29 protein-coding genes, 1 tRNA gene and 1 pseudogene are annotated in these 25,091 nt (G+C 54.9%); 11 read left to right on the top strand and 20 right to left on the bottom strand.

All coding sequences use genetic code 11. From position 1 onward, the window contains the following. Positions 1 to 375: 375 nt before the first annotated feature. Positions 376 to 1,935: an acetolactate synthase large subunit gene (locus tag AC2FEB_RS09690; protein WP_496674067.1), complete on the bottom strand. Its 1,560-nt coding sequence runs from the start codon at positions 1,933 to 1,935 to the stop codon at positions 376 to 378. Positions 1,936 to 2,079: 144 nt separating this feature from the next. Further along, positions 2,080 to 2,817: a terminase small subunit gene (locus tag AC2FEB_RS09685; RefSeq protein WP_496674064.1), complete on the bottom strand. Its 738-nt coding sequence runs from the start codon at positions 2,815 to 2,817 to the stop codon at positions 2,080 to 2,082. Between the two features lie 594 nt (positions 2,818 to 3,411). On the opposite strand from AC2FEB_RS09685, the gene AC2FEB_RS09680 reads away from it, so the two are divergent. After that, positions 3,412 to 3,693 (top strand): helix-turn-helix domain-containing protein, encoded by a 282-nt coding sequence (locus tag AC2FEB_RS09680; RefSeq protein WP_496674061.1) that lies wholly within the window; start codon positions 3,412 to 3,414, stop codon positions 3,691 to 3,693. Positions 3,694 to 3,949: 256 nt separating this feature from the next. Here AC2FEB_RS09680 and AC2FEB_RS09675 read toward each other — a convergent pair. Then, positions 3,950 to 4,035, bottom strand: a tRNA-Leu gene (locus tag AC2FEB_RS09675). A gap of 581 nt (positions 4,036 to 4,616) precedes the next feature. On the opposite strand from AC2FEB_RS09675, the gene AC2FEB_RS09670 reads away from it, so the two are divergent. Next, a complete protein-coding gene (locus AC2FEB_RS09670; RefSeq protein ID WP_496674058.1) occupies positions 4,617 to 5,543 on the top strand; it encodes an MBL fold metallo-hydrolase in 927 nt (308 codons plus the stop codon). Beyond that, positions 5,540 to 6,484, top strand: coding sequence for an MBL fold metallo-hydrolase (locus AC2FEB_RS09665; RefSeq protein ID WP_117869608.1), 945 nt, complete (start codon positions 5,540 to 5,542; stop codon positions 6,482 to 6,484). Before AC2FEB_RS09670 ends, AC2FEB_RS09665 begins: the two co-directional genes overlap by 4 nt. 1 nt (position 6,485) lies before the next feature. Here AC2FEB_RS09665 and AC2FEB_RS09660 read toward each other — a convergent pair whose 3' ends face one another. The 14 genes from AC2FEB_RS09660 to AC2FEB_RS09595 form a co-directional block, all read right to left on the bottom strand. After that, a complete protein-coding gene (locus AC2FEB_RS09660) occupies positions 6,486 to 7,544 on the bottom strand; it encodes a YeeE/YedE family protein (RefSeq protein ID WP_496674055.1) in 1,059 nt (352 codons plus the stop codon). Between the two features lie 58 nt (positions 7,545 to 7,602). Then, a complete protein-coding gene (hemA, locus tag AC2FEB_RS09655) occupies positions 7,603 to 8,826 on the bottom strand; it encodes a 5-aminolevulinate synthase (RefSeq protein ID WP_496674052.1) in 1,224 nt (407 codons plus the stop codon). A gap of 1 nt (position 8,827) precedes the next feature. Next, positions 8,828 to 9,262, bottom strand: a complete 435-nt coding sequence (locus AC2FEB_RS09650; RefSeq protein ID WP_496674049.1) for a DUF302 domain-containing protein — start codon at positions 9,260 to 9,262, stop codon at positions 8,828 to 8,830. Positions 9,263 to 9,343: 81 nt separating this feature from the next. Beyond that, positions 9,344 to 10,606 (bottom strand): FCSD flavin-binding domain-containing protein, encoded by a 1,263-nt coding sequence (locus AC2FEB_RS09645; RefSeq protein ID WP_496674046.1) that lies wholly within the window; start codon positions 10,604 to 10,606, stop codon positions 9,344 to 9,346. A gap of 24 nt (positions 10,607 to 10,630) precedes the next feature. Beyond that, a complete protein-coding gene (locus tag AC2FEB_RS09640; protein WP_299898768.1) occupies positions 10,631 to 11,338 on the bottom strand; it encodes a c-type cytochrome in 708 nt (235 codons plus the stop codon). A gap of 2 nt (positions 11,339 to 11,340) precedes the next feature. Beyond that, complete coding sequence (locus AC2FEB_RS09635; protein ID WP_496674043.1) at positions 11,341 to 12,666, bottom strand: c-type cytochrome; 1,326 nt, start codon at positions 12,664 to 12,666, stop codon at positions 11,341 to 11,343. Next, on the bottom strand, positions 12,650 to 13,912 hold the full coding sequence (soxC, locus tag AC2FEB_RS09630; RefSeq protein WP_496674040.1) for a sulfite dehydrogenase: 1,263 nt from the start codon (positions 13,910 to 13,912) through the stop codon (positions 12,650 to 12,652). The genes AC2FEB_RS09635 and soxC overlap by 17 nt, the downstream gene beginning before the upstream one ends. A 24-nt stretch (positions 13,913 to 13,936) precedes the next feature. After that, complete coding sequence (gene soxB / locus AC2FEB_RS09625) at positions 13,937 to 15,634, bottom strand: thiosulfohydrolase SoxB (RefSeq protein WP_496674038.1); 1,698 nt, start codon at positions 15,632 to 15,634, stop codon at positions 13,937 to 13,939. Between the two features lie 87 nt (positions 15,635 to 15,721). Continuing rightward, positions 15,722 to 16,567 (bottom strand): sulfur oxidation c-type cytochrome SoxA, encoded by an 846-nt coding sequence (gene soxA / locus AC2FEB_RS09620; RefSeq protein WP_496674035.1) that lies wholly within the window; start codon positions 16,565 to 16,567, stop codon positions 15,722 to 15,724. Between the two features lie 70 nt (positions 16,568 to 16,637). Then, complete coding sequence (gene soxZ / locus AC2FEB_RS09615; protein WP_117869618.1) at positions 16,638 to 16,967, bottom strand: thiosulfate oxidation carrier complex protein SoxZ; 330 nt, start codon at positions 16,965 to 16,967, stop codon at positions 16,638 to 16,640. Positions 16,968 to 17,003: 36 nt separating this feature from the next. Beyond that, a complete protein-coding gene (soxY, locus tag AC2FEB_RS09610; protein WP_117869619.1) occupies positions 17,004 to 17,420 on the bottom strand; it encodes a thiosulfate oxidation carrier protein SoxY in 417 nt (138 codons plus the stop codon). Between the two features lie 46 nt (positions 17,421 to 17,466). Next, the gene (gene soxX, locus AC2FEB_RS09605) at positions 17,467 to 17,943 is read right to left on the bottom strand and encodes a sulfur oxidation c-type cytochrome SoxX (protein ID WP_496674031.1); all 477 of its coding nucleotides are present in this window, start codon (positions 17,941 to 17,943) and stop codon (positions 17,467 to 17,469) included. Positions 17,944 to 18,074: 131 nt separating this feature from the next. Next, positions 18,075 to 18,653 (bottom strand): thioredoxin family protein, encoded by a 579-nt coding sequence (locus AC2FEB_RS09600; protein ID WP_496674028.1) that lies wholly within the window; start codon positions 18,651 to 18,653, stop codon positions 18,075 to 18,077. Positions 18,654 to 18,667: 14 nt separating this feature from the next. After that, a complete protein-coding gene (locus AC2FEB_RS09595; RefSeq protein WP_496674025.1) occupies positions 18,668 to 19,408 on the bottom strand; it encodes a cytochrome c biogenesis CcdA family protein in 741 nt (246 codons plus the stop codon). Between the two features lie 80 nt (positions 19,409 to 19,488). Between AC2FEB_RS09595 and AC2FEB_RS09590 the strand changes: the two genes are divergently transcribed. The 3 genes from AC2FEB_RS09590 (at position 19,489) to AC2FEB_RS09580 (ending at position 21,375) form a co-directional block, all read left to right on the top strand. Then, positions 19,489 to 19,863 (top strand): thioredoxin domain-containing protein, encoded by a 375-nt coding sequence (locus AC2FEB_RS09590; RefSeq protein ID WP_117869623.1) that lies wholly within the window; start codon positions 19,489 to 19,491, stop codon positions 19,861 to 19,863. Positions 19,864 to 19,963: 100 nt separating this feature from the next. Continuing rightward, a complete protein-coding gene (locus tag AC2FEB_RS09585) occupies positions 19,964 to 20,272 on the top strand; it encodes an ArsR/SmtB family transcription factor (RefSeq protein WP_117872807.1) in 309 nt (102 codons plus the stop codon). Between the two features lie 41 nt (positions 20,273 to 20,313). After that, positions 20,314 to 21,375 (top strand): YeeE/YedE family protein, encoded by a 1,062-nt coding sequence (locus AC2FEB_RS09580; protein ID WP_496674022.1) that lies wholly within the window; start codon positions 20,314 to 20,316, stop codon positions 21,373 to 21,375. Positions 21,376 to 21,518: 143 nt separating this feature from the next. Here AC2FEB_RS09580 and AC2FEB_RS09575 read toward each other — a convergent pair whose 3' ends face one another. Next, positions 21,519 to 21,782, bottom strand: coding sequence for a DUF2312 domain-containing protein (locus AC2FEB_RS09575; protein ID WP_117869625.1), 264 nt, complete (start codon positions 21,780 to 21,782; stop codon positions 21,519 to 21,521). A gap of 112 nt (positions 21,783 to 21,894) precedes the next feature. Beyond that, positions 21,895 to 22,053 (bottom strand): annotated as a pseudogene (locus AC2FEB_RS09570) (GapR family DNA-binding domain-containing protein); the annotation flags it as partial. A gap of 150 nt (positions 22,054 to 22,203) precedes the next feature. Here AC2FEB_RS09570 and AC2FEB_RS09565 point away from each other — a divergent pair. Beyond that, entirely contained in the window at positions 22,204 to 22,422 is a 219-nt protein-coding gene (locus AC2FEB_RS09565; RefSeq protein ID WP_117872808.1) for a hypothetical protein, read from the top strand. 9 nt (positions 22,423 to 22,431) lie between these two features. On the opposite strand, the gene AC2FEB_RS09560 is transcribed toward AC2FEB_RS09565, so the two are convergent. After that, on the bottom strand, positions 22,432 to 22,647 hold the full coding sequence (locus tag AC2FEB_RS09560) for a hypothetical protein (RefSeq protein ID WP_117869627.1): 216 nt from the start codon (positions 22,645 to 22,647) through the stop codon (positions 22,432 to 22,434). 244 nt (positions 22,648 to 22,891) lie between these two features. Here AC2FEB_RS09560 and AC2FEB_RS09555 point away from each other — a divergent pair, with 244 nt between their 5' ends. Genes AC2FEB_RS09555 through AC2FEB_RS09540 form a run of 4 tightly spaced genes read left to right on the top strand, consistent with a single transcriptional unit; the run spans position 22,892 to position 25,090 of the window. Then, on the top strand, positions 22,892 to 23,755 hold the full coding sequence (locus AC2FEB_RS09555; protein ID WP_496674015.1) for an MBL fold metallo-hydrolase: 864 nt from the start codon (positions 22,892 to 22,894) through the stop codon (positions 23,753 to 23,755). A gap of 34 nt (positions 23,756 to 23,789) precedes the next feature. Then, complete coding sequence (locus AC2FEB_RS09550) at positions 23,790 to 24,218, top strand: YeeE/YedE family protein (RefSeq protein ID WP_496674012.1); 429 nt, start codon at positions 23,790 to 23,792, stop codon at positions 24,216 to 24,218. Next, complete coding sequence (locus tag AC2FEB_RS09545; RefSeq protein WP_299639766.1) at positions 24,218 to 24,649, top strand: DUF6691 family protein; 432 nt, start codon at positions 24,218 to 24,220, stop codon at positions 24,647 to 24,649. The genes AC2FEB_RS09550 and AC2FEB_RS09545 overlap by 1 nt, the downstream gene beginning before the upstream one ends. A 9-nt stretch (positions 24,650 to 24,658) precedes the next feature. After that, positions 24,659 to 25,090, top strand: a complete 432-nt coding sequence (locus tag AC2FEB_RS09540; RefSeq protein WP_496674008.1) for a protein tyrosine phosphatase family protein — start codon at positions 24,659 to 24,661, stop codon at positions 25,088 to 25,090. Position 25,091: the final 1 nt, after the last annotated feature.

Genomic DNA, 25,091 nt, shown 5'->3' with positions numbered 1-25,091 from the left:
CTCCGATGTTAGGTTAAACCTATTTCAAGTGGGATTCGGAGCTATGTTTTATCAGCCGCTAGTTTGATTATTTTCGCCAAGCATTTGGCTTTCGGGGACACCGTATTATTCCATCAGCATTGCATTTAGCTGACAAGCGAACGCTGGGCACTTGCCTGCACTTGTTCAGCGGTCATTCGTGCACATTGCAGCAATCGGCAAAATGGGCTCACTGCAGTCTTTCGCTGCACTCGGCGTGAACGAGTTATACGCGGACAAAGCGGCAATTTCACCGCCGTTTGAACCATCGCAAAGTCTTTTCACAGCATCAACTTATACCGATCCGCACTTTGCACCCCTAGTCTCATCTGCTCGTCAGGTTCCGTGTCACAATACTCATGCTGGCGGGGGACACACAACTTCGATCAGAGATGGACCGTCGCTGGAGAGACCGGCAGAGAGCGCCTTCGCAAAGCTGTCCATGTCATCCGCGCGTGTCCCAGGAACACCGTGGCCTTTCGCCAGAGAAACCCAGTCCAGTGTCGGGTTCTCCACGTCAAACATAGCCTGAGCATTCTGACCATAGCTCGCTACACCGACATTTGTGAGTTCATCCCGCAGAATTTGATACCCGCGGTTTGCAAATACGATCACCGTGACGTCGAGATTTTCCCGCGCCATAGTCCACAGTGATTGTAGCGTGTACATGGCCGACCCATCCCCAGTCAGTGCGATGACTTTTCGGTCCGGGCAGGCGGTGGCCGCACCCGTTGCGCAAGGCAAACACAGCCCAATCGCTCCGCCGGTGCCAGCAAGCAGATCATGCGGGCGAGCTGTGGCTGTCGGTGGAATGACGTAAAACCCGGACGTTACAGATTCATTGCAGATGATCGCATTTTCCGGGATCAATGCTGCCAACGCCAAACCAACTTTTTCGAGGGTTAACTGCCCGCTGGGAACGTCCGGCAGATCGAGCGGATGGGTTTCTGCCACCGTTTTGCTTGTGACCCCAACCGCGTCGGCGAGCGCTTGCAGCGTCCATTCGATATCATCTGTGGGCGTGCACAGGTCCGTAATGGGGCAATTCGGCGGTTCGGGCACGCTCGGTTTCCCGGGATAGGCAAAAAAGGCGACTGGCCTGTCTGTGCCAAGCAGAGTGATCGAAGACGTTGCATCAAGCTGAGCGATCTTGGGCGATATCGGATAGACCAGTTGGTCTAGCTTTGCTGTTCCTGCGCCTTTGGAAATGCGCGGTATCAGAGTATCGGCCAACAACCGGCACCCTGTCTCGGCAGAAATTTTTCCAGCCAGTTCACGCTGCAGCCCAAACAGGGCTGATCCGCCAATCATCAGCGCGGCGTTCGGCGTCACAAGACGGGCTGCCGCGGCCTCTATGTCGACTATTGACGGTCGATGGAGGCTTTCTCCGATGTCCAAAAGGTTTGCCGCTGCGTTCGCTTCGTTCCAAGCTGTGTCGGCAGGCAAGACAAGCGTCGCGACCCGGCCGTTTTGCGATCGGGCGGCCTGAACCGCAGCCGCTCCATTCATAGCCACGTCGGTGGAATTGGATGACACGCGCGTCCAATGACTGACCGCTTGGCTGATACCGAGGATGTCTCCCTTCAAAGGGCTTTCGTACCGGAGGTGATGCGTTGCGTGATCACCCACGATGTTCACGATCCCGGACCCCGCTTTCCTGGCATTGTGCAGATTGGCAAATGCGTTGCCAAAGCCAGGCGCAAGATGCAGCAGCGTGCCCGCAACATCACGTTTCATGCGAAAAAACCCATCCGCCGCACCCGTTGTTCCGCCTTCAAACAGGCAAAGAATGCAATTCATCTCCGGGTGTTCATCCAAGGCAGCAACAAAGTGCATTTCCGAGGTGCCGGGATTTGCGAAGACTGTATCCACGCCATTGTTCAAAAGGGTTTTTACGAGTGATTGAGCGCCGTTCATATTTCCTTAGCCTGATTTCAATAGTTCAATTGAGGACAATGCTCGCACGAAAAGGCCTTCTTTCTAAACATTTTTTCCTCTCGGCACGACCCTTCGCCACGAAAGGTACCGCAGCCGTTCGCGACGTGGAGCAGTCTCCGGACTTCAGGCCATTCCTTTTGGCGGAGCCAGAACTTGGAGCGAAAGCAATCGTACTTGAGGTGAGATAGGCACGGCACGGTCCTGCATCTTGATCTCAACGCCCGGCTTGGTTTCCTTCACGCAATCGAACAGGAGGCGCGCAGCAGGGCTGAACTTGCGGGTGTCGGCCATGCGGGTGATTTCCATCCCCATGCCGGAACACTCGGGACAGGCCGGGTTTGGTGGATCTGTGAGGCTATAACCGTAGCCGCCAGCGTCGTCAGGGATTCGCGGCTCTGCGATTTTACCTGACGTGGCGACGTCTCGCAGGTCGCCGTCCGAGAACATCGAGAAGATCACTTCGGCCTTGCGCTCCGTGAACTCCCGTTCTGTTTTCCACTGGTACTGATGGTCGATGCCGTAGCAGTAGCGGCAAGGCGCGATGATGTGCTGTGTAAGCTCGTTGGGGTCTGCGAGGGCGATTTGGGCCCAGAGGTTCGCAATGCCCTCTGCATCCAGCATGGCCTTGCTCTCGACCTGTTTGCGGCCCTCAGCGATGGCGCGGGCAACCTTAATATTGCTTAACAATCGCGAACCTTGGGCCTCTGCTGATCCCTCTGCATATCCGGCGTCGATTGCGGCCTGTTTCGCGTTTGGATCAGCGATGCAGGCAAGCACAAAGGCCCGCTGACGCGGGTTCAGGCGGAATTTGTCGAGCCAGGCGGTGTCTGCCAGTGCTGGATTGCCTGTTGGGCTGCTCATTCCGGGGGCGGTACCTCTTGCGCCTCAAGATCGCCCGCAGGACAGACCAAAAAATCTGCATTAAGCAACAAAATGTAAACGCAAAAACCCTAGCACCACCACCAATGTATTTGTCTAATTCTTTCATTAATGACTTCCGACTGACTTCCGGCCTGACTTCACCCTGGTTTCTGGCCTAATTTTTATTTATTATTTACAATTGGTTATCTGGCATCTTTTTGACTTCCGACCTGACTTCCCGACCGAATACTCGGATGGTGCGCTTCTATTTGCGTCATGTTCACTTCGTTGCTGCATATTGCGACACGTTTACTTAGTGAATGAGACAAAGGAGAACGGCACATGGGAAAGTCCATTGGTCGAGAAAGTGTCTAGCCCTGAGCTTACGATCCACCAATGCAACAAACAGTGGAAATGGCACTCATCAAACGGATCATCCCCCAACAAAGTTCGTCGAACCTGCAGTTCTCAACCGATGCTACGCAACCTCCCACAAGGCCCAATTGACAGGCTCCAAGGCAGATACGGCTCACCGCACAGCAAACCCCGTAGAAACCGCCAATGCGGGCTCCACAATGGCTCCAAAGATCGATCATGAAGATACGCATTAAAGAAATCCGGCAAGCCAAAGGGCTTACTCTGGACGAACTTTCAGTGAAGGTTGATTTATCTCGATCTTATTTGGCGCAATTAGAAAAGGGGACACGTCAACTCACCACCAAGAAGCAGGCTATTATTGCCGCAGCCCTTGATGTGGAGCCAACTGAGATCGTAGATTTCAACGCACCCGACAAAGACGACGAGGCGCTTCTTCTCGAGGCGTTCCGTGCCTTTGCCCCGAACAGCGAAAAGCTTGACTCGAATGGGCGAATATAGCTAAGGGGTCCGCCCTGGAAAAAGAGTGAATATTCTATACGCCATGCCAACTGGACCAACCGATCTTGTGCACCGAGAAAAACTGCAAATTAAAGATTCACCGGGGCACGGACTGCAAGAAGGTGAAGGTCGAAGATCTGGAAAACCAGATCGAAGGAAAGGCCGCATAATCGGCGGGTATGAAAACCCAGATGCGGGGCAGCTTAGGTTTCGCCTTTTTAATTTCCTTATTTTACAGGCGTTTAAAATAAAGTTTTGGTGCGGGCGGTGGGACTCGAACCCACACGGGCATACGCCCTTCAGATTTTAAGTCTGATATGTCTACCATTCCATCACGCCCGCACGGCGCAGTCCCCAAAGAACGTGCAATTTCCTTACTAGCACAGCGGGATGAGAACAATGCGCTTTGACACAGATGGGGCAGGATTTTTTGGTGGAAAGTCGTGCCCCCTGTCTGACGCCGCCGTCAATGAGCGGCAGAGCCCCTCCTCTGATCAGAAGTCACATACCAAGCGATTCATGGATCTAACCGACACCGTCTTTTCCTCAGCGGAATCTTCTACAATCCGGACCGGGCACGAAACAGGATCGAAGAACGGAGGAAACACAGCAACACAAGACGCACCGACGGTGCAATGGGGCACCGCCCGCCAGCGTAGGAAACCTTCGTGTCGACCGACCAAGGTCACGAAGCAACAACCAAACTGAATCATTCGAGTGAGGCTGATCAGGAGATGAGCGCCTGCAATATGTCTTCCAAACGCTCTCTGCAATTGCGGTCTCACAGGTAAAAACGATCTGTGAGACAACTGCAAATCGCTTCAAATTACCCAGGAATTCTACATTCCATAGGGTCGTAGAATGACATCCATTTCAAAACTTTCATCGTTTACAAATAATAACATTCATTTTAATGATTGTGAATGGATCAAATTTCTTTTTCTCGACGCAGTTTCATGTTCAATGCCACGTGCCTCGCGGCACTTGGAGCTCAAGCCAGGATCGTACAGGCAGAGTTGCAGCTCGGTCCTTCAGCCCGAATTACAACCCTGTCAGACGGACACCTGTCATTGCCACATGATGTTGTTTTCGGAGCCATGCCCAAAGAGGAGCTCGAGCAAATCCTGATCCGCAATCAAGCGGACGCCACCAAGTACGAGCCAGAGTGCAACCTCACGCTCTATAGAGATGATGAAAACACCGTGCTTTTCGATGCTGGAGCGGGGCCAGACTTCATGCCCACGTCCGGCAAACTGGCGGAAACTTTTGAAAAAAACGACCTGTCACCCGAGAGTGTCACGCATGTGGTTTTCACCCACGCACACCCTGATCATATCTGGGGTGTTCTGGATGATTTCGACGACCTTCTTTTCCCAAATGCGACGCACCACATTGGGCGTAAAGAATGGGATTATTGGTGGAACCCCTCAACGGTGGACACGATTGGCGAAGATCGCACCGCGTTCGCGGCCGGTGCCAAACGGCGATTGGAAGCAATTGAGGATCAGGTCGCGTTCTTTGAGGATGGGCATGAGATACTTCCGGGTATTGCTGCACGGGCAAGCTTTGGGCACACGCCCGGTCACATGGCCTTTGAGCTTCGAAATGGGAATGAGTCGGTGATGGTTGTCGGCGACGCGCTCGGAAATCCTCACGTGGCTTTTGAACACCCCGATTGGCACAGTGGAACGGATCAGGATCCCCAGATCGCCGCAGCTGCGCGTTACTCACTGCTGGATCAGGTTTCGGAAGAGAAAATGAGAATAGTTGGCTTCCACCTGCCGAACGGTGGAATTGGCCGCGTCGAAAAGACCGGCTCGGCCTACAGATTCATTGGAGAGGCGTCATGATTCGATCACTCGTGATTGCGGTTGCTTTCGTCACACCAGCTTGGGCAAGCGAGGATATTGCAGACCAGTATCCGCAAAGTGTTCTGTATTCCAAGCCGGTCGAATTCATCCCTGGCGTCTATTCCGCCATTGGCGCAACCGCTCCACCGACCTACGAAAACTCTGGTCACAACAACAACCTGAGCTTCATCGTGACCGGTGAGGGCGTGGTCGTTGTCAACGGCGGCGCGGCCTATGTCCTTGCCGAAGCGCTTCACAAGGAAATTCAGGCGATTACGGATCAGCCGGTCACGCTTGTCTTCAACGAGAACGGTCAGGGGCACGCGATGCTTGGCAATGCCTACTGGTCAGAAAACGGCGTTCCAATCGTCGCCCATTCGGATGCAGCAGCTGAGTTCGAGGAGTATGGCCCTCAAATTTTGGAGGGAATGAAACGATACAATCAGGACAAGGCAGAGGGAACGTTTCTGGCAGGCCCAACCGAGACATTCGATGATGAATACGTGGTTGAGATGGGCGACTTCCGGATCGAAGCCAAATACCTCGGTCCGGCCCACAGTCCCGGCGATATCTCGATCTGGTTGCCAAACCAAAGCCTTGTCATCGCGGGTGACATGGCGTTCCACGAGCGCATGCTGCCGATCTTTCAGAATACCTATACCGCGGATTGGCTTGAAACATGGGACAACGAGTTCGAGGCTTTGAATGCCACATATGTCGTACCCGGACACGGTCATCCTACGAACATGGATCAGGTGCGCCGCTATACACGGGATTACCTGTTATACCTGCGAACCAAAATCCAGGAGCATATGGACGCGGGCGGCGATTTGACTGAAGCGTACTATGTCGATCAGTCCCCCTATGCCCATCTGGACACGTACGATGAGCTGGCAACAAAGAATGCCGGGCGCGTTTTCGAGCAGATGGAGTTCGAGTAACTCAGGAATGCTGCAGTACCGGTAGCCGCATCAAAAACCTGTGCGTGCCTATCGCCCCAACCCACATGAAGAAAACGGCAAGCCAGGCTGTCAATGACAGGGCGGACCCGCCTGAAAGTCCGGCGCCCACGGCGCAGCCTCCGGCCAGCATCGCTCCGAACCCCATGAGGACAGCTCCGACCAGGTACCGTTCCATCGGGGTATCCGAGCCAAAGCGTTCAATCCTCCACTCGCCAGTAACAATAGCAGATCCTGCTGCGCCAATGGCCACGCCGGGAACAAGGCCGATACCGAAAGACAGCACGACATTTCGCTCTGCAACCAACGCCATCAGCGTGTCTGTGGCCGGGCCTGTAAACGTCACTGAAGACACAGGTACGACTTCGAAAGAAGCTTGCGCGATGGAATATGTCATAAACCACCCAAGCGCCACTGCCCCGCCAACTCCTGCGGCTGTCACGATCTTTGCAGGTGCGACATTCCTATGAAATGCAAACACAATTGCCAGAACAAATCCAATTGCGGCAACGGCTGCATAGGCCGGTGGCGAAAGTCCGATTATTTCAGAAAGATCGCGCTGTGCGCCTCCTGAGATGGTCCACAGACCGGAAATCGCTTCACGGGCCGGGCTGAGAACACCTGTGTAGGCCGCCTGGGCCACCAAGGTCAAAACTAGTCCTGTCACGAGGGCACGCAGATTGCCGCAGGAGGCCAAGACCAGCAGGCGAGATGCGCATCCGCGCGCAAGAACCATGCCTATGCCAAACATCGCCCCACCAATTACCGCGCCGCTAAGGCTTCCGGTTGACGCGATGGCGCGTGCTACTGAAAGGTCCAGCAATTCAAGCGAGACAAGCGCCTGTACCAGCGTTAGTGCTGCGGTAAAGGCGATCAGCCAAACCGCCAAACGGGGACCAAACTTACCTTCGGCGACTTCGACAGTCGACGCTCGCAAACAAAAGTGAGATATCTGAGCCGTCACGCCGAACAAGATACCGACGAGCACTCCGGCAAATGCCAAGGCGCCCGGGTCTCCCAGTAGATCGATGAGCCTCTCCATGAACAGAAATTCTCACTTGGTTGCGTGTGCGTCCTTGTCTTCGGTCAAGTTATCCTCGTCATTGCGCGGCCATCGGCCTGCGCGCCAATTGGCATTGCGTCCATAACTCACCCAATGCGGATACCAGACGGTCGACGTCTTCAGAGGTGTGCACCGGCGACGGCGTAATCCGCAGACGCTCCGTTCCTTTGGGAACAGTTGGATAATTGATGGGCTGGATGTAAATCCCATAGTCACGCATCAGTATATCAGAGATGAAGCGACACTTGACCGGATCGCCGACCATGACCGGAATGATATGGCTTGGGTTTGGAGTATGGGGAATACCCTGATCGTCCAGCCTGTCCCGGACTTCGCGCACCCGCTTTTTGTGCTGTTGTCGCTCTGCATTGCTTTGCTTCAGGTGCTTAACCGAAGCCGCAGCACCTGCTGCCACGGCCGGAGGCAAAGCAGTGGTGAAAATAAAGCCGCTGGCAAAAGATCGGACAAAGTCGACAAGTTCCTTCGACGCCGCGATGTATCCTCCGACCACGCCGAACGCCTTGCCCAACGTACCTTCAATCACGGTCAGGCGGTCCATCAGGCCCTCGCGCTCGGCAATGCCTCCGCCGCGCGGACCGTAAAGCCCGACCGCGTGAACTTCATCCAGATAGGTCATCGCGCCATATCGGTCCGCCAGATCACAGATCCCGGCAATCGGTGCAATGTCGCCGTCCATGGAATAGACGCTTTCAAACGCTATGAGCTTGGGCGCATTTGCAGGCAAGTCTGCAAGGTGTCTTTCAAGGTCCGCAAGATCGTTGTGCTTCCAGATCCGCTTTTGGCAACGACTGTGACGAATCCCCTCGATCATCGAGGCATGATTCAATTCGTCGGACAAAACCGTGATGCCAGGAATGCGGGACGCCAGGGTTCCCAAGGCGGCCCAGTTGGATACGTAACCGGACGTGAACAGCAATGCCGCGTCCTTGCCGTGAAGGTCCGCAAGCTCCTGCTCCAACAGCACATGTTCGTGCGTGGTTCCCGAGATATTCCGCGTTCCCCCTGCCCCAGCGCCACTTTTGTCAATCGCCCCGTGCATGGCTGCGAGGACTTTTGGGTGCTGACCCATTCCAAGATAGTCGTTCGAGCACCAGACAGTGACTTTTTTGGGACCATCCCCTGAGTAACTGCGCGCCTTTGGAAACGCGCCGCACTGACGTTCGAGGTCCGCAAAAACCCGGTAGTTTCCTTCTTCTTTCAGGTGACCAAGTTGATCACGAAAATACTGCTGGTAGTTCATTTCAATCCCCAACAGCCTCTTCAACGATTCCGGACAACAGGGTCTGGACCTTTTGCATTGGGCCGTCCGGATAGCTTCGGTATCCGACCTTCACCCCGTCATCGCCCTCGGTCACGAAAATCCCGTATGGGCAATAGCCGATATTCATCGGATCAGCTTCCATCACCTCACGCGAAATCTTTGCCGAGCAAAAAATAAAGATGTCCGCTGCCGCGAATATCTGTTTGTCGCTGCCGACATCAGCGCCCGTTCGGTTCAACATTTCGCCAACGTGGCTCACATAGTCGATGACCAGCCCCTGCCCGACAATGGCGGATTCGACGGCAAAGGTGGCATCATCAAAACTTCCGTCAAAGGGAGCAGTGATGATCTCTTCCGCGAGTCCCTGACTTGCGGAGACTGCAAAAAAAGCGGCCGTAACGATAAAATGTTTCATGGTTTTGATCCTCCTCCTGAGCCGCATTTTCTCAGATTGAACTTCAGGGGCTTTGACCAGTGTCAAAACCCCCGAAAACTTCTATCCGAACATGTCCGAGGTGATACCGGCATACCAACCCAGCGACTCTTCGTACGTTGCTTTTCTCAGATCGGCATCTTCGCCGGTCTGGCTGATGAAGCCGTCGACTTTGGCGATCTTTTCGGGCGTCGCCTCGTAGGTTGCACCAACCTTGACGCCATCATCTGTGTCGATCAGCGACCAGCAGGTGTTGGAAAACTTAGCCGGGAACACCTTGGATCCGGTCAACGCGCCCCGCACTGCATTCGCACAGACTTTAGCCTGGCTGTTGGCCGAGAAACCGGATTTCGGCATGTCACCCTGCTGGCTGGCATCGCCAAGGACATAGATGTCCGGATCAGCCTTGGAGGACATGTCCGCGGCGTTCACCGGCGCCCAATTGCCGTCGGTCACTCCGGCCATTTCCGCAATACGTCCGGCTTTCATCGCCGGGATCACGTTGCAGACGTCGACTTTGGTCTCTTCTCCGTCGATGGTCACCGTCATCGCGTCCGGGTTTACCGAGACATTGCCGCCACCGAAGTCTTCGCCGATCCAGTCGACCATGCCTTCATAGTGGTTCGCCCAGCCTTCCTGGAACAATGCCATCTTCGAAAACTTCGGCTTCGGATCTGCCACGATGATTTTCGCAGTTGGGTTGTTTGCTTTCAGAACATGCGCAACCATCGAGACCCGTTCATAGGGCCCGGGCGGGCACCGGTACGGGTTTGGTGGAGCAACCATCGCAAAGGTACCGCCTTCCGGCATCGCCATGATCTGTGCCTTCAGAAGTTCCGTCTGAGAGCCCGCCTTGTACGCATGCGGCATCTTGTTCTGCGCCGAGACATCCCAGCCTTCAACTGACCCGTCGACAAAATCGATACCAGGGCTCAGGATTAGCTTGTCGTACGGAACTGAGCCACCACCCGCCAGCGAAACAGTCTTGGCATCGCGATTCACGCCGACGGCCCAATCGTGGACCACGTTGATCCCGTATTCAGCTGCAAGCGTGCCATAGCTGTGGGCGATATCCGAAAGTTCCTGAAACCCTCCCAGATACAGGTTTGAGAAGAAGCAGGTGTAGTAGGTCCGTGACGGCTCGATCAGCTTCACGTCGATCTCACCTTTGCTGTCCTTGGCGATATAGCGGGCTGCAGTAGCGCCGCCTGCGCCGCCGCCGACAACAACGACCCGGGGTCTGCCCTGAGCCAGAACCATCGGCGCAGATAGTCCGGCTGCCACAACCCCGGTGGCTCCTAGAAATGTACGTCTATTGAGTGTCATCGCGTTTCCTCCCCTTAGGCACAGTCACTCTGGATTATTGAAGTAGGCGGCCAAAGCCGCAATCTCGTCATTGCTCAGCCTTCCGGCGATCATTTGCATAACCGGATGTGGCCGCTGTTTGTCCTTGTATGCGTGCATGGCGACAACAAAGTCCTCGTCGGGCCAATAGACGATCGATGGGATACCTTGGTCACCCCCTTTGATCTGGTGGCACGTCGTACATTCGCTGCTGAGATATGCGCCGTATTCGGGATCTCCCTGAATCGCCAGGATTGCTGGATCGACGGAATGATCCGTACCTTTCGCGGTTGGGTCCGCTTCGGGAATATCACGAGGATTGTCTGAAAACGCCCGCAAATAGGCAATCACGTTGGCACGGTCTTCCGGGTCTTTCAGGCCGCCAAAGCTCATCCTTGTACCCGACGCAAATGCACGTGGATTTTCGATATAGGCCGACAAAGTGTCAGCGTGCCATTCCAGACCTGAATTTCCCGCGCGCACAAGGCTCTTGGAATAATTGAAACCATCGAGACCCGCGGCCTTGCGCCCAAAGACACCATTCAGATGCGGGCCGATTTTGTTTTCAGCTCCTTCGCCAACCTGATGGCAGCCTGTGCATTTGGCGAACACTGTTTTCCCGGCCTCGGCATCACCAAGGTCTTCGGTTGCGTAGGTCGATGTGGCGAAAGCCGCCAGAACCGCCGCGCACGCCACTATGTTCGACCACCGCATGATCAGCTTCCGAACGATTTGAGGTAGACAATCACGGCCTCAATATCATCCGGCTTCCTTAGCCCCGCGAAAGACATTCGCGTGCCCTTCATGTAGTCCTTGGGTTTTGTCAGGAAGGCCGCCATTTCCTCATCCGTCCAAACAAGGCCGGCCTCGGCTGCGGCTTTCATTGCCTTGGAGTATTTGAACCCCTCGACCGATCCTGCATTGGACCCGACAACCCCGTTCAATGCCGGCCCGGTGCTGTGCTTTGCACCTTCACCCACCTGATGGCAGGCTTTGCACTTCTTGAAGACTTTCTCTCCGGCGGCAACCAGTTCGGTCGCGTCGTCAGTCTTTTCGGCTTCTTGAAGGGCCGGTTCCGCCGCGGCTTCTTCCTCGGGCTTTGGTGCTGCGGCCGGAATGAACGACGGGCCGTCCGCAGTGAATGTCGGCAGCCCCTCCACGGTGGCATCATTCATCACCGAGTTCGACCCACCTTCTGGCGGCGTCTCGACCAGAAAAACAGAGCGCATCGTGACAGCGGCCTCTGCCTTGCAGTTCTTCATGCAAGGTTCTTCGCGCCATTCAGCGTACTCGGTCTCGGGTCGCGTATCGACAACAAAACCGTCCTTGTTGTACATCTCGAATTCGGCAAAGTTTTCGTTGCTCAGTTCGAAATCGTCATCCACCAAATCATTTGAATACAGGATGTATGCAACAATCGCATAGGTCTCATCCGCGGTCAAAGTGCCTGCCTCACCAAATGGCATTGATCGGGAAATGTAATCCCAGGCGGTAGACAAATGCGGCCAGTAAGACCCTACGGTCTTCACGGGATCTTCGTTTGCAAGCGTGTCGAACCCGCCGGCAAGAACGGGCCAGTTGTCCACACCTTCAGCAAACTCGCCGTGACATGACGCGCAGCGGTCGGCAAACACTTCTTCCCCGGTCCAAACGTCGCCCGAACCGACCGGCAAGCCACGTCCGTCCGGCAGAACATCAACATCCCAGGCCGCGATCTCCTCCTCCAAGGCGGGGCGTCCAATCCCATATATGCCACCACGGCTCGGTGCAGGTGCGGTCAGGTTCGCCCCATTTGCTAACCGCTCCTCAGCAGCAGCCTGAATTTCCTGGACTTTGAGATCCAGTTGGGCTGCCCTGTCGGCTTCTGCCTGTGCTTTTGTTTGTGCGGCTGCTGCGTGGGCCTCAATCTGACCCACCCGGGTTTCCAAAGTTTCGATTTTCGATTGGCCGTAGTTTCTGTTGGCAAAGACCAACGCCCCCGCAAGCACCAACGCTGTGCCGCCGAATACCGGCAGGAAAACATGACTAAGAGACTTCGACATTCTCAGCGATCCCTTCTGCGCTTACGTACCACGTCTGGATACAGTTGTTGTGATAGACCGAGTTTTCCCCGCGCTTTTCGCGCAGGTGGTCTTTGGTTGGTTGTACGTAGCCGGTCTCGTCTATTGCTCGGGCCTGTAGGAGCATGGGTGCCCCGTCCCAGTTCGTGTCGAGATAGAAACGCGACAAAGCCTTGGAATCGCCCTGCTTGCCAAGGCGTGCCGTTTCCCACGTGATGCCGCCGTCCTTGGATACATCGACACGGGTAATCTGTCCGTGGCCTGACCATGCAAGCCCTGAAATCACCAGCGGCCCGGGCCCATGTTTGATCGGCATTTGCGGGCTAGGCGAGGTTATGACGGATTTCGCATCCATCACCCAAGTCCATTTCTGGGCTGTGCCATCGGCATAAACATCGGTGTATTTCGAAGTTTCTTCGCGGCTTTCGACTGCCCTATCTACAACCTCGATGCGGCGTAGCCACTTGACCCACATGTTGCCTTCCCAGCCTGGCACGACCAGGCGCACGGGATAGCCATGCTCCATCCGCAGGGCTTCGCCATTTGCCTTGAAGGCCACCAACACATCATCCAGCGCTTTTTCCATCGGAATGGAGCGGCCATTGGACGACGCATCCGCACCCTCAACATAGACCCACTTGTCGGGCGAGATATCGGCGCCTGCTTCCTGCAACAGCGTGCGCAGCGGAACACCGGTGTATTCCATATTGTGAATCATGCCGTGGGTGAATTGCGCACCGTTGAGTTGCGCGCCTGCCCACTCCATCCCGGAATTCGCCGCACATTCGCAGAAATACACGTGGTTTTCGCGCGGGAAACGTTCGATGTCGTCATACGTGAAGACAAGAGGACGATCGACCAGACCGTTGATCATCAGCCGATAGTCTTCCTTGCGCAGCTCGATTGCGCCCGAGTGATGCCGTTCAAAAGCACATCCCTGGGGTGTGATTGTGCCATCAAGCGCGTGGATCGGAGTAAAGTTGATCGACGAAATCGGAGAGGCGGTCAGCCATTCCACATTGCGGCGCACGACATGGGATTCATAACTTATCGGCATGCCATAAGGTGCCTCGTCAACGCCTGCACCCGTGTAAGACGCCCAATCCTGAAGCTCTGTTATCAGGGGGTCGGGCGTTTCTGCCACTGCCGCACCTGCAACTGACCCCGCGGCGACCGCGGCACTGCCTTTCAGGAAGGCCCGGCGGGACGGTTTGAACGCGTCATCCATATCTCTTAGGTCTCCATCTGTTTCTTATGCGCCGACGACATCGACGCTGGTGTTCTCTTGCACTGTTACAGTGCCTAGATTGCGAATGTGGTTTTCGACGACATCCCAGATCGGCGGGCCCTCGGTACCTTCGTTGACACTGGCCCACCCCGCCACAACGTAGGTTTTCGACGGATCAATCGCTTCACCTGTCTTGAGCAGGGTCATTTCGCTGATCCGCTGCCCTTGCGGCTTGGTCACGTCGATGCGGTAACCAAGCCCACCGACACGGACCATGTCGCCGCCCTGCTGATAGTAAGGATCAGGGTTGAACAGGTTGTCGCCGACATCCTCGAGGATCACATGGATGAATTCACCTGTCATTTCTGTGCGATATGCATTCGGGTAAGACATCGAGGTGACGTTCCAGATGTCCTCGCGCGTAATCTCCTGCCCCGGCAGGATCGACGGGCCCCATCGGACGCCAGGCGACATGGCAATGTCTGCCTCACGTTCTTTAAGCAGGGCGTCGCAGATCAGATCATCCCAAGTGCCGTTGAAATTGCCGCGACGATAGAGCAACGAGTCCGTTTTACCGATCACTTCGCTGAGCGTCGTCTCATACGGCGCGCGCTGCTCATCTATCAGAGCGGTGATCGCAGGATCCGGAGCTATAACATCAGAGAAAATCGGGATCAGCTTGTGCTTCAACCCCATCAACTGCCCGTCCCGTACATCCAGGTCCACGCGGCTGACGAATTTTCCGTTCGAGCCTGACGCGATGATATGTGTTTTGCCCACCAGAACCGGCTCGGGCAGCGCGTCATGAGTGTGGCCACTGAGGATCACGTCGATCCCCTGCACCCGGCCTGCCATTTTTTTATCTACGTCAAAGCCGTTGTGGCTGAGGACGACGACGACATCGGCTCCGGCATCGCGTACCTCGTCAACCATTGACTGCATGTTCTCATCCCGGATACCGAAAGAGTATTCAGGGAACATCCAGCCCGGGTTCGCGATTGGCATGTATGGGAATGCCTGCCCGATCACGGCAACTTTTGCACCGCCCCGGTCAAAGAACTTGTAGGGTTTGAACAATTCCGCAGGTTCATCCCATTCGGCATCAAAAATGTTCTGGCCCAAGGCTGCAAAGGGCAAACCTTCGACGATTTCGTTCACTCTGTCGCTGCCCAGCGTGAACTCCCAATGGAAGGTCATTGCATCAGGTTTCAGCGCGTTCATGACATTGACCATGTCCTGACCGGCCGTCTGGTAACAGGTGTAAGACCCGTGCCAGGTATCGCCGCCATCCAAAAGCAGGGCATCGGGCCGGTCAGCACGGATGGCGTTTATGACGGTAGAAACCCGGTCCAAGCCACCGACCCGACCATAGGTCTTTGCCAGTGCCGCAAAGTCGTCGTAGGTCAGCGCATAGGCGGAAGGGCTGCCATCTTTGATTCCGTAGGCCTTGCGGAACGCAGCCCCCGTGACGTGCGGCATCTGCCCCTTTGCCTCGCCGATACCAAGATTTATCTCAGGTTCACGGAAGAAAATCGGTTTGAGTTGCGCGTGAATGTCAGTGACATGGATCAGGCTGATATTGCCAAAGGTCTCAAACTCTAGCAGCTGATCCTGCGTCAGACTTTGCTGCGCTGAAAGTCTGGCCCAGTTGCCAAACCCGGATGCCCCGTACAGAGCCGATGCCGCCATTGAAACCTGCAAGAAGTCACGTCGAGAAATCATCTTTCAGCTTTCCTATAACACATATAAATGTGTGAATGTTGTTTTCATGAAAAACCCGCGCCGGGCATCGCCAACGCGGGTCATTCGTTACTGGCGCACAGCCGGAGTTTCGACTGAAAGCCCGTTGCTACGCGAGGCAACATAGAGCTCCAGCGCACGGAACTCGTCCGAACCTTCGGCAAAGGTTTCCGCCCGTGTATCACGAATACAACCGCGGAAACGATTGTGTCGCGAGATCAGCTTGGCCTGTTTTAAGCGGTAAGTCGGGAACCCGTTGATCATTCCCTGGCTCAGGTGATCCGCTCGGATCATGTTGCCCCAATTGTCTTCATGACAGTTGGCACAGCTCAGCTCCAACTGACCATAGCGGGTATAATACATTTCCTTGCCCTGTTCCCAATACGGGGCGGCATCACCGTCAATGGCAATGTTCATGGGCATTCCGCGTGACTGCAGACCGATCAAAGCGACCATACTCTGCATATCTCCACCGGACCATTTCCAGGCGTCGGCTTCCATACGCTCCGTGCGGCACTCATTGATCAGATCTTCCATGACCACCAGCTTGCCGGTTTCGTCATCAACCTTTGGCATGGAAGCCTGCAATCCCTTGAAGCTTTCCACCCCGTCGTGGCACGACGCACAACTTTTTTCGGCAGCCCCATCAACCGTCTCAAAGAGGTCGGCGGCCTGGTCGACGAAGATCATCGCCGGATTGTCGAAATCATCGATCTGAAGGGCCTGGGTCTCATTCGTACGGAAATGCCAACCCGAATAGATCGTGTCCAGGTTTTCCAGATGCGCCGGAGCTTCGGTGACCGAGGTCATGTCCAGCTCGCCATTGATCACCAGATTGTCTTCGTCCGGTCCGGCCATTGCTGCCACTGGGAAAACCAGAACTGCTGCGATCGCCGTAAGTGCCTTAGTATTCATTTCGTTCCTCCCTTGGTGGACCAGCGCCAAAATTCATGTCCGGCGCTGATCTGCCTTAGTGGTCGAGCCGTCAGGCGATCTCGATCGATTTTTTCTCGTCGTAGACAGAGCCGTCGTCATCGTACCAGGTGAATACGAACTCACCTGCCTCAGGCACGGTTGCCTCAAACTGGAAATACGGATTGGTTGAAATTGCCGGCTCCATCGTCACATCGACCACCATTTCGCCGTTAAACTCGCAGGTGAAACGGTTGATGATCGACCGAGGTATGACGTTGCCTTCTTTGTCCTTACGTTGTCCGCTTTCCATCTTGTGGCTGATCAGTGTCTTGATCGTGACGGTTTCGCCAGCAGCGGCTTTCTTCGGAACCTTGACGCGGGGTTTCACACCGGATGCCATTGGTTAGTCTCCTGTTCTTCGAGGCATGCGTGGCTATCAGCCGCCGCAGCCGCCGATTGTAACTTTTACGGTCGCGGATGCCTTGGCAAAACTGCCATCTGCCATTTTCGCCACGGCAATCACGTCTTGCGTTCCCGCAAGACGGATGCGGGTTGAAGCGGCTTGTTCAGCAGCCAGCGGGCCGAAATTGAACGTTGCAACGCCCGGTTCGGGGTTGCCTGCGGCCACGATCAGAATCGAGGTGGCACCCGGGGCGCTTACTTCGATCGGTACGGTGTTTCCGTTCTCGGCAATTTCAGGTGCCGTCAGTGTCACACCGCCGTCTGCCACATCCGCCCCACCGGTAAACGCGGCAATCGCATCCTCAGCGGCCGCATTTGCACGGAGCGGCATTATTGTCAGGAACGCGGCGCCCAGCCCAAGGGCCAGAGTCTCGCGGCGAGAGAGTTCCATTTTCAATCTCCTTTGAATCTTCGACAATCACGCTATGAAAGCGCGACTATTGCTCTTTCAGGGTCGCAAGAAACGCGACCACGTCCTCGATATCCTGCGCTGTCAGGATAGGCGTCAGTGGTTCAGTCGGGGCTTTGCCGGTATAGGCATCGCCCGGGCGGATATAACCGTCATTCTTGTAGAACGCTGGCATTACCGTGCCTTCGAACGTCATTTTTGCATTTGCGACCAATCCGCGAAGCTCGGCCTCAGACCAACGATCACCAGCGCCATCCAGCATCGGACCAACCTCGCCCTGGAATGGAATGTCGGCCAAAGCCGATACCGCGTGGCACGCCACGCAATTGCCTTTTGACTTATCGCCAACGATAAGTGCGCCGTTTGCCGCATCACCGGCGGCGCCGGTCAAAGACACCTCTACCTCACCATATTCACCATAGGTTACGTTTTCCGGGTCTGTCTCCGCTGCAAAAGCGGCACCCCCCGTCATTGCGCAGACCAATGTTAAGAGTCTCAGCTTCATGATCCCTCCCATTTGCTAATACGCCGACGGCGCCTTGCGACCCAAAGCATTTGTGTACCGTAGTCGACGAGTGCGGTCTGTCGCAACATTAAATTCATTACAATGAATTTTTTTATTTATAACCCCGACCCTCAATCTTGCGAAACATTGTTTCGCTCCTGAATGCGTCGCGCGTGATACCGCTGGAAATCTTCACCATTATCAAGTTCGTACCGCTTCTCGTAGACCCAGGTGAAAAGGTCCAAAGTTGTTCCTTTGGCGAACGCTCCCGGCATAACTGCAACCGCAGCTTCAATGGCAGTGACGTCCTCGGGCGCCTCTTCGGGAAGAAATACAAGGGTCGGGGTAAACAGAATCCCCCATTTGCGCATCAGCGCTCTTTGCTCGCTCTCTTCCCCATCAAAGTCGGTGGCGGTGGTGCTTCCATGCAAATCCAGTTGGACGACAAAGAAGTTCTCTTCGATGAACGCCGCCAGGTCAGGCTGGGGGAAAACCTCTTCATGCATTTTCTTGCAATAGATGCAGCCCTGTTGCTCGATAAACAAAACCAACCGCTTGCCTTCATCTGACGCCTCTTCAAGATCCTCGCGAAGGTCTTTGAACGTGTCGCGCATCCACGGCGTTTTGTGCAACCCATCGTCGCCAATCTCAGCAGCGGAAACTGCCACGCCTACCAGGCATGCCATCAATACTGACATTGTTCGCTTCATGTTTTCCTCCCGTTTTATCCAATGGCTGCAAGCCAGGGCATATGGACCAGCATCCATTGGGCGACTTGATTGATGGAGTTGGTTGCGATCAGGACGCCGAACAGAATCAACAACGCCCCCATCACCTTCTCCATCAGAGGCAAGTGCTTTCTGAACCGCGCCATCCACTGCATGAAGGGGCGAACCAAGAAAGCCGCCAGAACAAACGGCGCGGTCATTCCTACCCCGTAGACGAACAAAAGAACCGCTCCACGCCAAGCCGTCTCGGTTCCGGCCGCTGTAAACAGGATTGCAGCGAGCACCGGCCCAACACAGGGCGTCCAGCCAAAAGCAAATGCCAGTCCAAGAACATATGCTCCGATCAGGCTCACGTTTGATGTCTCGCCGACGTCTGCCCGAAACTGTCGATACAGGAACCCGATGCGAATCAGCCCAAGGAAATGCAAACCCATCGTCACGATGATGGCTGCCGCTATCCAACGAAGGATATCGAAGTATTCGCGAACAAGTTGTCCGAATATCGAAGCCGTGGCTCCGAGAGCCATAAAAATCGTTATGATCCCCGCTGCAAATGCGATTGCAGCAAGCGTTGCTCTGCGGCGAACGTTGCCGGAAATAGCTGAATTCGCAGAAATCTGCTCCATCCCGACACCCGCCAGATAACTGAGGTAAAACGGCACAATTGGAAGGATGCAGGGGGACAGAAATGACAACAGCCCTGCGACCAGAGCTCCTGCAAATGTAATGTCGAGCATGGTCAAACCTGTCCTGGCGAGCTATCATTCATACATTCAAAGTAATAAAGATATGTCGCCGCGGTCAATCGGAGCTTGAGATGCGCCACCTTTTCCTGCTTGTACTTGCGATCACGTTGTTTGTGTCTCCCAAGGCTCTACGGGCGGAAATGACACTTCTGATGGCAGAAGAAGATGGGTGTATGTGGTGTGCCCGCTGGGATGCTGAAATCTCGGGGATTTACCCGAAAACACCGGAAGGAAATGCCGCCCCGCTTCAGCGCGTAGACATCCATGCATCCATGCCGGATGGAATCGAACTGGGAAGACCTCTGTACTACACTCCAACCTTTGTCTTGCTGAACAACGGCCGCGAAGTCGGCCGGATCGAAGGGTACCCCGGTGAAGACTTTTTTTGGGGTTTGTTGGGCGTGCTGCTACGTGACGCAGGGGTACAGATTGAGACCTCTGGATAAACGACGGTAAATTACATAAACTGTTTTGAATGCGTGAAGCTGAGAAAGCGAGGCGATCTTGTTGGATAAACCATCGAAACTGCCAGTGTTCACAAAAGACATGTGCGCAGAAGATCTGGACCAGATGATGGAGAATGCGCAAACGGCATCAAACTTCCTGAAGGCTATCAGCCACGAGGGGCGTCTGATGATCTTATGCTACCTGTCCTCGGGCGAAAAGTCCGTCACCCAGATGGAAGAGATGCTGTCAGCGAGACAGGCTGCGGTATCTCAACAATTGTCCCGACTGCGTTTCGAAGGTTTGGTCAAAACACGGCGTGAAGGTAAAACAATCTACTACAGATTGGCTGATGATCGATCGACACAAATATTGGAAGTTGTGTACGACCTCTTCTGCAGGCAGAAGTAAACGCCGATCAAAACGCCGCCAGCTTTGGGAGGAGACTGGCAATGTTCGAAGCATTGGGAGACGCAAATACCGTTGCTCTGATCGGTTTGATTGGTGGAATCGTGTTGGGACTGGCCGCGCGTGTCGGCCGATTTTGCACGTTGGGTGCAATCGAAGACTATCTTTACGCAGATGATGACCGGCGACTGCGCATGTGGGCAATTGCGATCGGTGTTGCAATTGTCGGAAGCCATACCGCAATGGCGTTCGGCTGGCTTGACCCTATCGGAACACGCTACCTTGCGCAGACCTGGAACCCACTCGGGTCGATCGTGGGTGGCCTCATGTTTGGTTACGGAATGGCCATCAGCGGAAACTGCGGCTATGGCGCGCTGGCAAGGTTGGGAGGTGGCGACCTTCGATCCTTCGTCATCGTTCTGATCATGGGTCTTTCAGCGTATGTCGTAATGTCAGGTCCCTTGGCTTATCTGCGGGTTTGGGTCTTCCCGGTGGAAATGGATCTCAGCGGCCCTCAGAGCATCAGCTTCCTTGGTGAACGGTTGACCTCTATTCCAGCCTGGCTCATCGGCTCTGCTGTCGGTGCTGTTTTGGTGATATTCGCTTTGGCGAACCAACAGTTCCGCCGCGCTCCGAAACACGTGTTCTGGGGATCTGTGGTTGGGCTGGCGATCGTTTCAGGCTGGCTTGGCACGAATTGGGTGGCGACACAGGGTTTCGACGGTGAGCCGGTGCAAACTCATACCTTCGCTGCCCCCCTTGGGGACACGATGTTCTACCTTATGACGGCGTCCGGAAACACTTTGTCTTTCGCAGTCGGGTCAGTCTCAGGAGTTCTCATCGGCGCGTTTTTGGGATCTTGGTCAAAAGGCCATTTTCGCTGGGAAGCATGCGAAGATCCACGTGAACTAAAGCGACAAATGCTGGGCGCAGCGATCATGGGACCGGGAGCGATCATCGCAGTAGGTTGCAGCGTCGGACAAGGCATATCCGCCTTCTCGCTTCTGGCCTACAGCGCACCAGTTACATTCGCTGCGATCTTTGCAGGTGCAGCGCTTGGATTGAGACAGCTCGTTTCCGGACTGTCCTTCATAACTGAGCGCTGAGTTCAGAACACTATCGAGCCAAATGCCGTAAGAGCCGTCAGTGATACTGATCGGCCCTACATGCGAAATGCAGTTTGATATTTGGAGTATGACCAGATCATTCAGCGGCGCGCCCGAAAGAGTGCTTCAAAAAAGCACCGGCATTAGTTCATGCCCAAGGCTTCCTTGTACATCTCAATAACTGCCTCTTGCTCAGCAATATCATCCTTATCTCTTTTTCTGAGAGAAATGATGCTGCGAAGGGCCTTCACATCGTAGCCACGCGACTTACTCTCTGAATACACTTCTTTTATTTGGTCCGCGATGTCTTTCTTTTCCAACTCCAGGCGCTCGATACGCTCTACAAATTGGCGCAGTTCCCCAGAGGTGACCTTGTAACTTGCTTCTGCTTCTTCAGACATGCTCATCTTTATCTTCCTAATTCTGGACCACCACCGCCAAGAGAATACAGTTTTAACTACTTGTATTCGTCTTAAGTCTTTGTCGTCACGTATATAAAACAGTTTTCCAGTGATGGGTGTGGCCACGCGACTTGGCTTCAGCCATGACTTCTTTGTGTTGTTCCGTCAGGTGCTTTTTCTCTGCATTCAGACACTCAAACCACTCGATGAACTGACGCAGCTCGCCTGCCATAAAGCGATAGTTGGCCGCGGCCTGATCTTCGATGATGACTTCCATACGCGTCTCTCCCAAAGGCTGAAGTCTGGTGCAGGATGCCGGATACAATGCCGCCGCCCGGGTCGCAAGCACCCAATCTACTAGCGCACTTGTACGATGGGATCCGATCCGCTAAGCGCAGAGGGAGTTTGCGAGGAAATGCAGGGCATCATGTTCGAATTCATCACATGGGGCGGTGCGGCCCTTTCACTGGCCGGGCTTGCCGGTCTGGTTTGGTGCATTCTTCGCGTGATGAAGGCGCGCAAGGCCGGTCTGTCGGACGACGAGTTGCGCGCTGTCGTTCAGGGCGTATTACCCTGGAACCTAGCTTCTTTGTTCCTGTCAGTGCTTGGATTGATGCTGGTCATCCTCGGAATATCCTTCGGATGACCGCCCAACTCAAACCGGCAAGTTATCGAACAACGCTTCAATGGCGTCTTCGCACAAGGCTGCATCCAGACGACGCAGTCGGGACGGCACTTGCATCCCCTCCTGCCTCATACGGTCAATAACCTTGCTCACACTTGGTTGAAGCGCCAAGCGCGTATCAAGGGACGCGTTCCTGAGCTTTTGTTCAAGCTGTTCAGCTTCGGAATAAAGACTTTTTGTTGTCATAATACCCTCCCAAGTGTCGTCAGTATTCCAGATTTAGGTAACGGGAATAAGACCCGAAAATAATAACCTCACCTTGTGCGGGATATTGCCCAACGCATTTGTAATTTCGGCAATCCGGCGCGGATGGGTTAAAGTTTAATCTGATTTAACCGTGAATGCCTTGACCCGCATCAAATGCAGTTTCGATGTTGCATCACATTCCATTTTGCATATATGATATATGGTAACCGATACGGAGGAAATCATGACACCCGCTGTGAAAGCGTTTTTTGACGATCAGACCTTCACGGTGTCCTACGTTGCTCATGAGCCGCAGGGACGTGCCTGCGCCATCATCGACAGCGTTCTGGATTTCGATCACGCCTCGGGGCGCACGGCGACAAAATCGGCTGACGCAATCATCGACTATGTGCGCGCGCACGATTTAAAGGTCGAGTGGATACTGGAAAGCCATGTTCACGCAGATCACCTGTCAGCTGCCCCCTATCTGCAACAGGAACTGGGTGGCAAAATTGGAATCGGCGCTCAGATCGTCACCGTGCAGGACACATTCGGCAAAGTTTTCAATGAAGGAACCGAGTTCCAGCGCGATGGCAGCCAGTTCGACGCCTTGTTCTCGGAGGGTGACAGTTTTCACATCGGCCAGATGCGAAGCGATGTTCTGCACACCCCCGGCCATACCCCAGCCTGCCTGACCTACGTAATAGGCGACGCAGCCTTTGTAGGCGACACGCTGTTCATGCCCGATTTTGGCACAGCCCGCTGTGATTTTCCCGGAGGGTCGTCAGCGAAATTGTTTGAATCGATCCAGAAAATCCTGTCGCTGCCAGACGAAACGCGAATCTATGTCGGGCATGATTACAAAGCACCGGGCCGTGATGAATACGCGTGGGAAACGACGGTAGGTGAACAGAAAGCGCTAAATGTTCATATCGGACAAGGGCGCAGCATCGAAGAATTCGTGGAAATGCGTGACGCAAGGGACGCCACACTGGCCATGCCACGTCTGATCCTGCCCTCTCTGCAAGTCAATATGAGGGCGGGTCAAATGCCTCCGGCCGATGATCAAGGCGATGTCTTTCTGAAGCTGCCGGTGAACAAAATCTGACGCAAGTCAAATCGATCAAAAAGGATAACTCCACATGAACATCGAGTGGATCTGGGGGCTGTGCGGCGGTCTGCTGATTGGCCTGGGCGGAGCCGTGTACCTGCTTGGAAATGGCAGGATCATGGGTGCAAGCGGTATCTTGGGCGGTCTTGTCGACGGTGAGGCCGGCGGTACGTGGCCCGAGCGCCTGACCTTCATTGCCGGGTTGATCGGTGTGCCGCTCCTGCTGCGGCCACTGATCGTTCCCGAGGCCCAAACGCATCTTACCAGCAATCTGGGTCTTGTTGTTCTTGCCGGGCTTCTTGTCGGCGTCGGAACGCGTATCGCCAATGGCTGCACGTCGGGTCACGGGGTCTGCGGCATCTCGCGGTTTTCTCTGCGCGGCATCGTGGCAACCGTATTCTATATCCTAGCTGGGGGAGTGACCCTCGTCCTGCTGCGCCATGTTTGGGAGCTGATCTGATGCGCCTTATCATTGCATTACTTGCCGGATCCCTGTTCGGTGCCGGATTGTTGATTTCAGGTATGACGGACACGACCAAAGTTCAGGGCTGGCTGGATGTATTCGGAAACTGGGACCCGACCCTTGCCTTTGTGATGGGTGGCGCCATCCTGCCGATGCTTGTGGCGTGGAGGCTGACAATCGGTCGCAAAGCCCTGACCGGGGACGATTTTCCGCCTCCTGCAAGGCCCGAGGTTGATCAAAGGCTTATCGTTGGTTCGGTCCTTTTCGGGATGGGCTGGGGCTTGGCCGGGCTTTGCCCCGGACCAGCTATGGCCTCGTTGACTTATGGTGGGCTGGGTGGCCTGGTCTTTCTGATTGCGATGGTCGCCGGCATGTTCATGGCGCCTACGCTTGGCGCTCAACTGGACAGAGCTGCAAACGCGGCCTAAGGATCTGATATGGAGATTCGACCGATCACGACCCGCTATGCTGTCTCGCCGCAGATCACGGTAGAAGACGTCCCGGCAATTGTCGAGGCGGGCTTCGTTAAGGTGATCTGCAACCGGCCCAATGTTGAAGTTCCCGCGATCATGCAATCCGACGCAATCGGTGAAGCCGTTCGTGCCGCTGGTATGGAATACGAAGTATTGGAACTGACACACCAGACCATGACGCCCGAGAATGCAAGACGGCAACGCGAACTGGCAGAAAGCTGCGATGGTCCGGTTTTAGCTTATTGCGCCTCGGGCACTCGGTGTTCGGTGGTCTGGGCCCTTGGTCAATGCGACCGCATGAGTACGGACGACATTCTGACCGCTACGACAAATGCCGGGTATCAACTGGAAAATCTGCGCCCCGCACTGGAGCAATTCCGAAACAGGGCGGACTAAA

Source organism: Ruegeria sp. YTSC106, from assembly GCF_059609765.1.
The sequence above is the reverse complement of the archived record's forward strand: the minus strand, read 5'-3'. Positions and strand labels throughout refer to the sequence as shown.